Raw genomic sequence first — 13,493 nt, forward strand, 5'->3', positions numbered from 1 at the left:
AAAACCAATGTGGCCCGGGAGAGTTACCGCATGTACCAATGGATGGCCGATAAGCTGGGGAACGTAAGCGTCAATCGCAAGCTGGGTTTCGGTTTCGGTCTTGTGTTGCTGCTGACTTTATTGATCACCGTCACAGGCTGGAATGGCCTGAGCGAGGTCAGCAATCGCGGCGACAAGCTGGGGCTCATTTCCGACATCAACGCGATGACCAAGGACCTGCGCATTGCCCGCCTGGACTATGAAATGCGTCGCGGCGAACAAGGCCCCGGTGCCGTCAACGACATGCTCGGCAAGCTCGACAGCAGCCTGCAGGCCGCTCGCAAGTTGATTGAGCAACCCGCCGACATCGCGATGATCGAGCGACAACTGGCCGCTGTCGGTCAGTACAAGCAAGCCTTCGCGGCCATGACCCAGGCCGGAGCCAACCGCGAAGACGCCCGCAGCAAACTCGGCGCTACCGCCGACAATGCCGTGGCCAGGGTTGCCGAAGTTGAAAAGTCCATGCTGCAAGGCGACAGCGTTGTGCAATTCAACAGCGTGATCGACCTGAGCAAACTGATCCAGCAGGCGCGCTTCCAGGTGCGTGGCTACACCTACAGCGGCAAGACCGAGGCCGAACAGCCTGCGCTGGACGCCATCGACAATGCGCTCAAATACCTCGAAAGCCTGCCATCGAAGCTGCCGGAACAGCACATCGCCAACCTGCAGCAGGCCACCGACTCGCTCAAGGCCTATCGCGCCGCAGTCAGCCAGTACCGTGATTCCCAGGTCGCCAGCGCCGAAGCGCTGAAACGCATGGCTGCCCAAGGCGAAATCCTGCTGGACGTCAGCAAGGAACTCACCGTCTCGCAAACCAACAAACGCGACATCGACGTGGCACATGCCAAGAACATGCTGTTGCTGGCCACCGTCCTGGCGCTGGTATTCGGTCTGTTCGCCGCCTGGGCCATCACCCGGCAGATTGTGATTCCGCTGAACCAGACCCTCAAAGTGGCCGAACGCATTGCCGCCGGCGACCTGAGCCACAACCTGGTTTCCAAGCGCCAGGACGAACTGGGCCAGCTGCAGCGCTCCATTCAGAGCATGACCCAAGGCCTGCGCGAACTGATCGGCGGCATCAGCGACGGCGTGACGCAGATCGCCAGCGCCGCCGAAGAACTGTCGGCTGTCACCGAGCAGACCAGCGCCGGGGTCAACAGCCAGAAGGTCGAAACAGATCAGGTGGCTACTGCGATGAACGAAATGACCGCCACCGTGCAGGAAGTCGCGCGCAATGCCGAGGAGGCCTCCGAGGCCGCCGTTGCCGCCGACCAGCAGGCCCGCGAAGGTGACAAGGTCGTGGGAGAAGCCATCGCCCAGATCGAGCGTCTGGCCCTGGAAGTGGGACATTCCACCGAGGCCATGGGCGAACTCAAGCGTGAAAGCGACAAGATCGGCAGCGTGCTCGACGTGATCAAGTCCGTGGCCCAGCAAACCAACCTGCTGGCGCTCAACGCTGCCATCGAAGCCGCCCGGGCCGGTGAAGCCGGACGTGGTTTTGCCGTGGTCGCCGACGAAGTGCGCAGCCTGGCCCAGCGCACCCAGAAGTCCACCGAAGAGATCGAAGAACTGATCGTCGGCCTGCAGAACGGCACCCAGCAAGTGGCGACCATCATGGACAACAGCCGCAGCCTGACCGACAGCAGCGTCGAGCTGACCCGCCGCGCCGGCGGCTCACTGGAAAGCATCACCCGCACCGTCTCGGCCATCCAGGCCATGAACCAGCAGATTGCGGCCGCGGCCGAGCAGCAAAGCGCCGTGGCGGAAGAGATCAACCGTAGCGTGCTGAATGTGCGGGATGTGTCGGATCAGACCTCGGCGGCGAGTGAGGAAACCGCCGCGTCCAGCGTCGAGCTGGCGCGGTTGGGGACGCATTTGCAGATGTTGGTGGGGCGGTTCAAGGTTTGAGGTGATTTGTGCACCTCGGTTCACATGGGACCGAGGTGATGCCATCGCGAGCAGGCTCGCTCCCACAGGGTTCTGTCGTACACAGATCCACTGTGGGAGCGAGCCTGCTCGCGATGGCGGTGCAACCGACGCTGAAATTACAGAACCTGGCGAAGGAACGCCTGCGCCCGCGGATCCTTCGGCGCATCGAAGAACTGCGCCGGCGAGGCATCTTCCAGCAACTTGCCGTGATCGAAGAACAGCACCCGGTCCGCCACTTCCCGCGCAAAACCCATTTCGTGGGTCACGCAGACCATGGTCATGCCTTCCACGGCCAGGTTTTTCATCACATCCAGCACCTCGCCGACCATTTCCGGGTCGAGCGCCGAGGTCGGCTCGTCGAACAACATGACCTTGGGCTCCATCGCCAGCGCCCGGGCAATCGCCACGCGCTGTTGCTGGCCACCGGACAGGCGCGACGGAAATTCGTTGGCCTTCTGCGCAATCCCGACCTTTTCCAGCAGCGCCATGGCCTTGGCCTCGCGCTCCTTCTTGCCGCGCTTGCGCACGACTTTCTGCGCCAGGCACAGGTTCTCCAGCACGGTCATGTGCGGGAACAGGTTGAAATGCTGGAACACCATGCCGACTTCGCGGCGGTAGGCGTTGATGTCGGTTTTCGGGTCGGCCAGTTGCAGGCCGTCGATGCTCACCGAGCCGGAGTCGAACTCCTCCAGGCCGTTGAGGCAACGCAGGAAGGTCGATTTGCCGGAGCCCGACGGGCCGATCACCACCAGCACTTCGCCCTTGGCAACGCGGGTGGAAACGTTATCCACCGCGCGAACCACCTGGCCACGGGTGTCGAAGACTTTTACCAGATCGCGGACTTCAATCACTTTGCGCGAGCCTCCGCTCAAGCCGGCCGGCGATTTTCGACAGCGGCAGGTTGATCAACAAATACAGACCGGCAACACAGAACAGGATTTCGAACGGCGAAAACGAGGTGGTGATGACCTCGCGACCGCTTTTCAGCAGTTCGGTGATCGCAATGACCGACACCAGCGACGTGTCTTTCACCAGGCTGATGAACTGCCCGGCCAGCGGCGGCAGCACGCGCTTGAACGCTTGCGGCAGCACCACGTGACGCATCGATTGCCCGGCGCTCAAACCCAGGGAGCGCGCGGCCTCGTTCTGGCCGCGGGCGATCGACTGCACGCCGGAGCGGATGATTTCCGCTACATAGGCACCGGTGAACAGCGACAGTGCGGCGATCCCGGCGAGCTCCCGGGACAGGTTCATCACGGTGCCGATGAAGAAGTAGAAAATGAAAATCTGCACCAGCAGCGGCGTGCCGCGCACCAGCTCGACGTAAATGGTCGAGAGATCGCGCAGGGTCGGGTTGTTCGACAGCCGGCACAGGCCGGTGAACAGCCCGATCAACAACCCCAGCACACCCGACACCACGGACAGCCACAAGGTTGTCCACAGGCCCCACAGCAGTGGCCCTGCGGCCCAGTGGCGGGTGACCCCGATCACATCGCCTTCAGCCACGTCATCGCCCTGGGCAACTTGCAGGCTGTTCTCATCGACGGTCAGTTTCTGCTCGTCACCTGCGTCGTTGCGCAGGGTGACTTCAGCCTGGTCGCCCTTGCGCAGCAGTTCGCTGACGGTGGAGATGTCGGCGGCGCGCTGGGACTCTTCGGCGTGGTAGGCGAAGTACTGCGGCACGCGGTTCCAGCGCCACTCGTAGGACATCAGCGAGGTGGCGTAATACAGCGCGCCGGCCAGGCCGATCAGCACCAGCACGGTGAGCACGTGCCAGGGCCATTGGGCTTTTTTCTGTTTCATTGCAGGTTCCGGGATTTGTGTTGCCTGTCAGGCCGTCATCGCGAGCAAGCTCGCTCCCACAGGTTTCGCGCGGGGCACAAAAATGTGTTCACACCGACCACTGTGGGAGCGGGCTTGCCCGCGATTGAAGGCGACTCGGTCTGACTGACCGGGTTATTCCATGTCCTTGAGCCACTCGGAGCTCTTGAACCACTTGTCATGGATGCGATCGTAGGTGCCGTCTTCGTGGATCTGGTGCAGGAAGTTGTTGATGAAGTTGATGCTGTCGTAGTCACCTTTCTTCAGACCGAAGGCCAGCGGCTCGTAGGTGAACGGCTTGTCGAGGAACACCAGCTTGCCGTTGCCCACCTTGCTCAGCGCCACGACGTTGTAAGGCGCGTCGTAGATGAAGGCGTCGGCCTTGCCGTTGACCACGTCGAGCACGGCTTCTTGCTCATTGTCGTAGCCGTGGTACTTGGCCTTGGAGATCAGCTTCTTGGCAACCATCTCGCCGGTGGTGCCGAGCTTGGAGGTGATGCGGTAATCGGCGGTGTTCAGGTCTTTATAGGACTTGATGGTGCCTTCCAGCTCCTTGCGGATCAGCAGGGTCTGGCCAACCACGATGAAGGGTTCGCTGAAATTCAGGCGCAGGTTGCGTTCCTGGGTCAGGGTCATGCCGCTGCCGATCATGTCGAACTTGTCGGTCAGCAGTGCCGGGATGATGCCGTCGTATCCGGTGGACACCAGCTCCAGCTTGACGCCCATGGCCTTGGTCATGGCCTTGAGGATGTCGACTTCGAAGCCGATGATCTCGCCACGCTTGTTGGTCATTTCGAACGGCATGTAGGTCGGGTCCATGCCGACTTTCAAGGTGCCGCGCTTGACCGCGTCATCGATGGCACCGGCCTGCGCCGTGCTGACTGCAACCAACGCCGTGACGCCAGCCAGCAGCATCGACAGATACTTCTTCATCTTCAACTCCCCAAACCATTGCATTTGCGGCGCGAAAATCGACAGTTTTCCAATGAAAACCGATAGATACGGACACAAAACGGTCCGGGCGCACCTTTTTCGGGGGCGGATGCTAACGCAATGAGTCGAATGCACAAGGGTTTAGGCGGGAATTGTTGTGTTTTGACCGATCATTCCCACGCTCTGCGTGGGAATGCAGCCCGGGACGCTCTGCGTCCCATCAACAGCCGAACGCGGAGCGTCCGTAGAGGCATTCCCACGCAGAGCGTGGGAACGATCAGCCCCGCTGATCAGCGGGGCTCAACGTCAGGCCAACTGAGGCTGCACGCTCAGCGGCTTGAGCGGCAGCAGCGGTGCATGGGGGTCGGCCTTGACCGACTTGCGCCATGCGCCCAGCCACTCGGCGTGGCCTTCGCTCCAGACCTGCTCATGCAGGCGAGCCAGGGCTACCGGGTCACTCAGCAGTTGCACACGCTCGTTGTTGTTCAGGCCTTGCGGCCCGACCTTCATCGCGTGCCGTACCCGCTCGACCCGCATCCATTCGATCGGCTCGGCCTGACGGTGACGGGAAGTCGCCAGCGAGCACGCCAGTGCGTTCTGCTGTGGATCGACCACCGAACGGATGAAGCCGTCGTTCAGCGCGTGATAACGGTTTTCGTGGGTGTACTGGTCGGTGGCCAGCAGCGCCTGCGGCGGATTGTATTCCTCAGGAATCAGGAACAGGCTCTCGTCACGGGACTTGAGGCCCAGGCCGACTCGGCTGGAAATCACCGACACCGGGATCGACAGCATCAGCGAACCGACGATCGGCACCAGCCACCACAGGAAGCTCGGGTTCAGCCAGATCACCAGCAAGGCCCACAGGAAGCCCAGCACGGTTTGCGGACCGTGACGCTTGACCGCCTCGCTCCATGGCGTGGAGTCGTCGTCACGCTGCGGCGAATTCCAGGTCGCGGCCCAGCCGAGGAACGCGGCGAGGACGAAGCGGGTGTGGAAAATCATCCGCACCGGCGCCAGCAGCATGGAGAACAGCATCTCCAGCAGCATCGACATCGTCACCTTGAACTTGCCGCCGAACTCTTTCGCGCCCTTGGCCCAGATCAGGATCACGCTCAACAGCTTCGGCAAGAACAGCAGCACGACAGTCGTCGAGAACAGCGCGATCGCCTTGTCCGGATGCCATTGCGGCCACAGCGGGTAAAGCTGGCGCGGTTCGAGGAAGTACTGCGGCTCCATCAGGGTGTTGACCGCCAGCAACGCCGTCGACAGCACCAGGAAGAAGAACCACAGCGGTGCCGACAGGTAGGACATCACGCCGGTCAGGAACACCGCGCGGTGCACCGGGTGCATGCCCTTGACCAGGAACAGGCGGAAGTTCATCAGGTTGCCGTGGCACCAGCGACGGTCACGCTTGAGTTCGTCCAGCAGGTTCGGTGGAAGCTCTTCGTAGCTGCCCGGCAGGTCGTAGGCGATCCAAACGCCCCAGCCCGCACGACGCATCAGCGCGGCTTCAACGAAGTCGTGGGACAGGATCGCACCGGCGAACGCGCCTTTACCGGGCAGCGGCGCCAGGGCGCAGTGCTCGATGAACGGCTTCATGCGGATGATCGCGTTATGGCCCCAGTAGTGGGATTCGCCCAGTTGCCAGAAGTGCAGGCCGGCAGTGAACAGCGGACCGTACACGCGGGTGGCGAACTGCTGCATACGCGCATACAGCGTGTCCATGCCCGATGCCCGTGGCGCGGTCTGGATGATCCCGGCGTCCGGCGTGGCTTCCATCAGGCGAACCAGACTGGTCAGGCACTCGCCGCTCATGACCGAGTCGGCGTCGAGCACGACCATGTACTTGTAGTCACCGCCCCAACGACGGCAGAAGTCGTCGAGGTTACCGCTCTTGCGTTTCACGCGACGGCGGCGACGGCGATAGAAAATCTTGCCGAAGCCCTTGGCTTCACGGCAGACATCCAGCCAGGCCTGTTGTTCGGCGACGCAGATGTCGGCGTCGTTACTGTCGCTGAGAACGAAGAAGTCGAAGCGATCCAGGTCACCCGTGGCGGCCACCGACTCGAACGTCGCGCGCAGACCGGCGAATACCCGTGGCACGTCTTCGTTGCAGATCGGCATCACCAGTGCGGTGCGCGCGTTCTTCGGAATCGGCTCGTTGCCGGCACTTTTACCGGAAATCCGGTATTTATCGTGACCGGTCAACAATTCGAGGAAGCCCATCAACGCAGTCCAGAAACCGGCCGATACCCAGCAGAACAGAATCCCGAACATGATCAGGATGCTGGTCTGCAACGCGTACGGCAGCACTTGCGTGGCGGTTTGCAGCAGCGGTTGGTGCAGGACTTCTTCGAGGTCGACGAATGACCAGCCCTGGTACGGCATGATGCCTTTCATGTACCAGCCGGCGACGATGGTCTGGCCGAGCATCAACACCAGCAGAATGTAGCGACGGATCGAACCGACGGTGCGCCAGCGCGCCGCCGGCAGCACGTTGGCATCTTTCGGCGGCTTCGGCGGGTTGGTGCGACCGGTCAGGCGACGCCAGCCGCGCACCAGAATGTTGGTACGCCACGGCTCCGGCACGACCTTGGTCCGACGAATCGGCGGGGTCGCCTTGAGGCAAACCCGACCGCTGGCGTCAACGCCCAACATCTCGGCGTCCTGCAATTCCTCGGCGGTGCTCAGGACCAGGCGCTTGCCCACCGAAGCCTGGGCGGCCTCGGTCGGGGCGTCGAAGGTCTGGGAAGACAGGCGCTCGTGCAATTCGCTGAAAGACTTGCAGCCCGCGAGCTCCGCGCGCTGCTGGTCGGTCATCGGCAGATGGGCCAGATACTCGGAAAGAGTTTCTGGCTGAACTTGAGAATTACTCATCGGCAGGCAACTGATAGCTCCAGGTCTCGGTCAGGACTTCTTCAGTCGGTGCCGATTCCGGTGTGGCTGGGGCCGCAGCAGCTGCAGGCTGCTTGGCGTCATTGTTGTTCGCCTTGTCCTTGGCATCTGCGACCGGCTTGGCCTCGGCCTTGTTGGCTTCGGCGGCGGCCTTCGCGTCCTTTTCCGCTTTTTCCGCTTGCTTGGCAGCGACCTTGTCGGCCTTGGCAACGGAAGAGCTGGACGCTGGAATCGACGTCTTGGTCAGATCCGCAGGCACGATGTTCTGCACCAGTGCCGCACGCATCTCGGTGGATTTGCTCGGGTCCTTGATCTTCATGCGCAGGGTCAGGCGCCAGCCCTTGGTTTCAGGGTTGTAGCGCACGCTGTTCTCGACCAGTTCGGCGTTGTCGCCGACGCTGACCTGACTGCGCACGTCGGTATCCGCTGGCAATGCCGCCAGGGACGGACCTTCGAAATCGACCAGATAGGCAACGCTGCCATCGGGCTGACGAATCAGGTTGGACTGTTTTACGTCGCCGGTGGACTTCAGGGTCTGGCTGACCCAGGCGCTGTCCGGTGCGTGCAACGCGGCTTCGTCCATGGTCCAGTGCATACGGTAGGCGAAGTCCAGCGGCTTGCCTGGCTCCGGCATGGTTTCCGGGCTCCAGAAAGCCACGATATTGTCGTTGGTTTCATCAGCGGTCGGAATCTCGACCAGATCGACGGTGCCCTTGCCCCAGTCGCCTTTCGGCTCGATCCAGGCGCTCGGACGCTTGTCGTAGCGGTCATCGAGGTCTTCGTAGTGGCTGAAGTCACGGCCACGCTGCAGCAAACCGAAGCCACGCGGGTTCTCGACCGAGAAGTTGCTCACCGCCAGGTGTTTCGGGTTGTTCAGAGGGCGCCAGATCCACTCGCCATTGCCGGCATGGATCGCCAGGCCGCTGGAGTCGTGCAGCTCGCGACGGTAGTTGAGGACTTTCGACGGCTGGTTGGCGCCGAACAGGTACATGCTGGTCAACGGGGCGATGCCCAGTTTGCCGACCTTGTCACGCAGGTACATCTGCGCCTTGACGTCGACAATGGTGTCGCTGCCCGGACGCAGGGTCAGGCGGTAGGCGCCGGTCGCACGAGGCGAATCCAGCAGCGCGAAGATCACCAGGTGCTTGTCGCCCGGTTTCGGCTGTTCGATCCAGAACTCGCGAAAACGCGGGAATTCTTCGCCGGACGGCAAGGCGGTATCGAGCGCAAGGCCGCGGGCCGACAGACCGTAGACGTGACCCTTGCCGACAACGCGGAAGTAGCTCGCGCCGAGCATGGTCATGATTTCGTCCTGCTTGTCGGCCTTGTTGACCGGGTACAGCACGCGGAAACCGGCGTAGCCCAGTTGCTCGGTGGCCTTCGGGTCGAACTTGAGGTCGCCGAAATCGAAACGACTTGGGTCGTATTTGATCTCTTCGACGTTGTTCGCGGTGATTTCGTTGATTTTCACCGGCGTATCGAAGTGCATGCCCTGGTGATAGAAGGACAGCTTGAATGGGGTTTTCTGATCCGCCCACTCGGCCTTTTCCGTCAGAAAACGGATTTTCTGATAGTCGGCGAACTTCATCTCTCGGAATTCGTTCGGCAAGTTACTGCGCGGCGCTTCGAACTTCTGACCGGCCAGCTCTTTAGCCTTTGCCGATACATCATCCAGATTGAATGCCCAAAGCTGGCCGGCGCTGAGCAGGCAGAGCAGTGCCGAGCCTGCTACCAGAGCGCTACGTAACCGTTTGGCAGACAATTTTGGTGCGTTACAGGGACTAACAATCACGAGCAACCCTCGCCGAAAACAGATCAAAAAACCAACGGCCAGTTGAAGGGTCTGCTGGGCTTGCGGTACGAAAACACCGGCCTTGCAGACCACTCTTGCCAAGTTGGCGAGCATTGTTCCGACTCCGCTGGGGCGAAATGATTCCCCAATCGGATCCGGACAAGTCTCTACCTAAGTCAAAATGGACCAACGAACGCTGATCCCCGTAGCGCGCGATTATCTAGTAGGCCGCGTTACAACGCATCAGGGGTAACAAAGTATTTATCGCGAAAAATGCCTGTTTTCAGCCGAAAAACCCGTAAAAAGATGTTTCACGGGCTTTCAGGTCTGTAACAGAAAGGTTACCGGGCCATCATTGACCAGGTGCACCTGCATATCCGCGCCGAATCTACCTGATGCCACAGTGCCATGCACCTGTTTCGCTCTGCTTAATAGATAGTCGAACAACTCCTCTCCCAGGGCCGGGGGAGCCGCGGTCGAAAAACTCGGGCGCAGCCCGCTCTTGGTGTCGGCAGCCAGGGTGAACTGCGAGACCAGCAGCAACCCGCCGCCCACATCCGCCAGGGACAGATTCATCTTGCCCTCGGCATCGCTGAACACACGATAGTTAAGCAGCTTATTGAGAAGTTTGTCGGCGCTGGCCCGCGTATCCTGTGGCTCGACGGCCACCAGGACCAGCAAGCCCTGGTCCACCGCACCAACCACCTCCCCCGCTACCTCGACCCGCGCGCCACGCACGCGTTGCAGCAGGCCCTTCATGCTTCTTCAGGGGCGAGGTCGAGCAGGCGTCGCGCCATTTTGTCAGCCGCGCGCACCAGTGCATCGGTAATTCCCGGTTCGGCGGCGGCATGGCCGGCGTCGCGGATGATTTGCAGCTCGCTGTTCGGCCAGGCCTGGTGCAGTTCCCAGGCGTTGTCCAGCGGGCAGATCACGTCATAGCGGCCATGGATGATCACGCCCGGCAAATGGGCGATCTTGTCCATGTCGCGGATCAGCTGGTTGGGCTCGAGGAAACCGTTGTTGGTGAAGTAGTGGCATTCGATACGGGCGATGGACAGCGCACGCTGAGGCTCGGAAAAACGATCGACGACCAGCGGGTTCGGACGCAGGGTCGCGGTCCGGCCTTCCCAGGTGGACCAGGCCTTGGCCGCATGCATCTGGGCGATCTGGTCGTTGCCGGTCAGGCGCTTGTGGAATGCAGTGAGCAAGTCGTTGCGCTCGTCCAGCGGGATCGGTGCGATGTAGTCCTGCCAGTAATCGGGGAACAGACGGCTCGCGCCTGCCTGATAGAACCATTCGATTTCCTGCGGACGGCAGAGAAAGATCCCGCGAACGATCAGACCGTGCACACGCTCGGGGTGGGTTTGCGCGTAGGCCAGCGCCAGGGTCGAACCCCAGGAACCGCCGAACAGCACCCATTTGTCGATACCCAGGTGCTGGCGGATTTTCTCGAGGTCGGCGACCAGGTCCCAGGTGGTGTTGTTTTCCAGGCTGGCGTGGGGGGTGGAGCGACCGCAACCACGCTGGTCGAACGTGACGATGCGGTACAGGTTTGGATCGAAATAGCAGCGACTCGCCGCATCGCACCCGGCGCCGGGGCCGCCATGGATGAACACTACCGGCAAACCTTGCGGTGAACCGCTTTCGTCGACATACAGCGTGTGGGTTTCGTCGACGGCCAGATCGTGCCGGGCGTAGGGTTTGATCTGCGGGTACAAAGTCTGCATTGCGAGCTCCGTAAGGGGTTGGGTCATCCCTGGGGGGACTTCTATTATTCTGCCGTTGGGCATCATAAACCCGATTTACGTCAATGAGCATGCTCTTGCTGGATCGCAGGTTTGGCGCCAGAAAACCTGTAGGAGAAACCTGTGGGAGCGAGCTTGCTCGCGATAGCGGCTTAACATTCAACAATTGAGTCGACTGTTACTCCGCTATCGCGAGCAAGCTCGCTCCCACAGTGTTGTATGCCGGGCTTAGCGGTTGTAGTGCTGTTTGCCCCAGGCCAGCAGGCCTTGCAGCAGTTCCTTCAAGACCACTCGCGTCGGCTCCGCCAGATCCGCCCGATAGCGGAACGGCTCGAACTCTTCCATGTAGGTGCACTGGCCCAGCTCCAGCTGCACGGCATGGATGTTTTCTGCCGGATTGCCGTAGTGACGGGTGATGTGCCCGCCCTTGAAGCGTCCGTTCAGCACGTGGCTGTAGTCCGGGTGCCCGGCGCAGATGGCTTCCAGCTGCGAGGCCAACTGCGGATCGCAACTGGCGCCGTTGAAGGTGCCGAGGTTGAAGTCCGGCAACTTGCCGTCGAACAGGTGCGGAATGATCGAGCGGATCGAGTGCGCGTCGAACAGCAGCGCGTAGCCGAACTCGGCTTTCAGTCGCGCCAGCTCCTGTTGCAGGGTGCTGTGGTACGGCGTCCAGATCTGCTCCAGATACGTCGCGCGCTCTTCTTTCGAAGGCTCCAGGCCTTCGCGGAACAGCGGCACGCCGTCAAACAGGGTCGCCGGGTACAGACCCGTGGTGGCGCCAACATACAGCGGCTTGTCGTCGGACGGCCGGTTCAGGTCGATGACGAAACGCGAATACTCGGCGGCCAGGGTGCTGGCGCCCAGTTCGCTGGCGAAATCGTACAGCTGCGGGATGTGCCAGTCGGTGTCCGGCAGGCTTTTCGCGTCGGGGATCAACCCGGCTTCGACCACCGGAGTCAGACGGGTACCGGCGTGGGGCATGCTGATCAGCAGCGGTACCCGGCCTTGTTTGAAATTCAACACCTTATCCACAACGACTCTCCTACAGGCTCGTTTCGACGCCGTGACGCACGACGCGTTTTTCCAGATCACCACCCAGCCAGTACGACAGATCGGCCGGACGATCGATTTGCCAGGCGACGAAATCCGCGACCTTGCCCGCTTCGATCGAACCATGGGTGTCGGCCATGCCCAGTGCGGTGGCCGCATGAATGGTCGCGCCCGCCAGGGCTTCTTCCGGGGTCATGCGGAAGCACGTGCAGGCCATGTTCAGCATCAGGCGCACCGACAGGGCCGGCGAGGTGCCCGGATTGAGGTCGCTGGCAATGGCAATTTTCACGCCGTGCTTGCGCAGGGCTTCCATCGGCGGCAATTGGGTTTCGCGCAGGAAGTAGAACGCGCCGGGCAACAACACGGCGACCGTGCCGGACTTGGCCATGGCGATGGCGTCGTCTTCAGTCATGAATTCCAGGTGATCCGCGGACAGGGCGTGATAACGCGCCGCCAGGCTGGAGCCGTGCAGCGAAGACAATTGCTCGGCATGCAGCTTCACCGGCAAGCCCAGCTTTTGGGCGGTGATGAACACGCGCTCGACCTGGGCCGGGGAAAAGGCCAGGTATTCACAGAAGGCATCCACCGCGTCCACCAGCCCTTCGGCGGCCAGGGCCGGGAGCATTTCGGCGCAGATGTGTTCGATGTAGTCGTCGGCGCGGTCGGTGTACTCCGGCGGCAAGGCGTGGGCCGCGAGGCAAGTGGTGCGCACGCTGATCGGCAACTCGGCGCCGAGACGGCGGGCGACGCGCAGCATCTTGCCTTCGCTGGCCAGGTCGAGGCCGTAGCCGGACTTAATTTCGATGCTGGTGACACCGTCGCGCATCAGGCTTTTGAGGCGCTTGGCAGCGCTGGCGAACAGTTGCTCTTCGCTGGCGGCGCGGGTGGCGCGCACAGTGCTGGCGATGCCGCCACCGCTGGCGGCGATTTCCGCGTAGCTGACGCCCTGCAGGCGCTGTTCGAACTCGCCACTGCGATTACCGCCAAACACCGTGTGGGTGTGGCAGTCGATCAGGCCCGGCGTGACCCACGCCCCGTTCAAGTCATTGACCGCCGGGTACTCGCCGGACGGCAGTTCACTGCGCGGGCCGACCCACTCAATGTGCGCACCGGACGTCACGATGGCCGCGTCCTCGATGATCGAGTAAACGCCCTGGGCCATGGTTGCAACGTGGCAGTGTTGCCAGAGGGTTTTCATCCCTTGTTCTCCACAGTATTCAAAATCGAATCGCGAGCAGGCTAGCTCCCACAGGGGTTACGCATTCCAGTGTGGGAGCGAGCCTGCTCGC

Annotated in this window: 10 protein-coding genes and 1 pseudogene; 2 read left to right on the top strand and 9 right to left on the bottom strand. The window is 61.7% G+C overall.

Translation table 11 applies throughout. The annotated features are described in order from the left end of the window. Window positions 1-42: 42 nt before the first annotated feature. Together ABTV29_RS29270 and ABTV29_RS29275 are read left to right on the top strand one after the other, a co-directional pair. A pseudogene (locus ABTV29_RS29270) lies at window positions 43-1,044 on the top strand (methyl-accepting chemotaxis protein); the annotation flags it as partial. A gap of 198 nt (window positions 1,045-1,242) precedes the next feature. Further along, complete coding sequence (locus tag ABTV29_RS29275) at window positions 1,243-1,947, top strand: methyl-accepting chemotaxis protein (protein WP_433772062.1); 705 nt, start codon at window positions 1,243-1,245, stop codon at window positions 1,945-1,947. A 137-nt stretch (window positions 1,948-2,084) separates the two neighbouring features. On the opposite strand, the gene ABTV29_RS29280 is transcribed toward ABTV29_RS29275, so the two are convergent. The 9 genes from ABTV29_RS29280 to hutI all read right to left on the bottom strand — a co-directional run bounded on the left by ABTV29_RS29280 (window position 2,085) and on the right by hutI (window position 13,402). Then, complete coding sequence (locus ABTV29_RS29280; protein WP_433767988.1) at window positions 2,085-2,819, bottom strand: amino acid ABC transporter ATP-binding protein; 735 nt, start codon at window positions 2,817-2,819, stop codon at window positions 2,085-2,087. After that, window positions 2,812-3,771 carry an amino acid ABC transporter permease gene (locus tag ABTV29_RS29285; RefSeq protein ID WP_433767989.1) on the bottom strand — a complete coding sequence of 320 codons (960 nt, stop codon included), beginning with the start codon at window positions 3,769-3,771 and terminating at the stop codon, window positions 2,812-2,814. Before ABTV29_RS29285 ends, ABTV29_RS29280 begins: the two co-directional genes overlap by 8 nt. Window positions 3,772-3,924: 153 nt before the next feature. Continuing rightward, window positions 3,925-4,722 carry a transporter substrate-binding domain-containing protein gene (locus ABTV29_RS29290; protein WP_433767990.1) on the bottom strand — a complete coding sequence of 266 codons (798 nt, stop codon included), beginning with the start codon at window positions 4,720-4,722 and terminating at the stop codon, window positions 3,925-3,927. A 306-nt stretch (window positions 4,723-5,028) separates the two neighbouring features. Beyond that, a complete protein-coding gene (mdoH, locus tag ABTV29_RS29295) occupies window positions 5,029-7,599 on the bottom strand; it encodes a glucans biosynthesis glucosyltransferase MdoH (RefSeq protein ID WP_433767991.1) in 2,571 nt (856 codons plus the stop codon). Beyond that, the gene (locus ABTV29_RS29300; RefSeq protein ID WP_433772064.1) at window positions 7,592-9,409 is read right to left on the bottom strand and encodes a glucan biosynthesis protein G; all 1,818 of its coding nucleotides are present in this window, start codon (window positions 9,407-9,409) and stop codon (window positions 7,592-7,594) included. Before ABTV29_RS29300 ends, mdoH begins: the two co-directional genes overlap by 8 nt. 321 nt (window positions 9,410-9,730) lie before the next feature. Then, window positions 9,731-10,168 carry a D-aminoacyl-tRNA deacylase gene (dtd, locus tag ABTV29_RS29305; protein WP_433767992.1) on the bottom strand — a complete coding sequence of 146 codons (438 nt, stop codon included), beginning with the start codon at window positions 10,166-10,168 and terminating at the stop codon, window positions 9,731-9,733. After that, on the bottom strand, window positions 10,165-11,136 hold the full coding sequence (gene pip / locus ABTV29_RS29310; RefSeq protein WP_433767993.1) for a prolyl aminopeptidase: 972 nt from the start codon (window positions 11,134-11,136) through the stop codon (window positions 10,165-10,167). Before pip ends, dtd begins: the two co-directional genes overlap by 4 nt. A 246-nt stretch (window positions 11,137-11,382) precedes the next feature. Further along, window positions 11,383-12,186, bottom strand: coding sequence for an N-formylglutamate deformylase (gene hutG / locus ABTV29_RS29315; RefSeq protein ID WP_433767994.1), 804 nt, complete (start codon window positions 12,184-12,186; stop codon window positions 11,383-11,385). 10 nt (window positions 12,187-12,196) lie between these two features. Next, complete coding sequence (gene hutI, locus ABTV29_RS29320; protein WP_433767995.1) at window positions 12,197-13,402, bottom strand: imidazolonepropionase; 1,206 nt, start codon at window positions 13,400-13,402, stop codon at window positions 12,197-12,199. Window positions 13,403-13,493 lie beyond the last annotated feature (91 nt).

The organism is Pseudomonas putida (assembly GCF_050989985.1).
GTDB lineage: Bacteria > Pseudomonadota > Gammaproteobacteria > Pseudomonadales > Pseudomonadaceae > Aquipseudomonas > Aquipseudomonas putida_AI.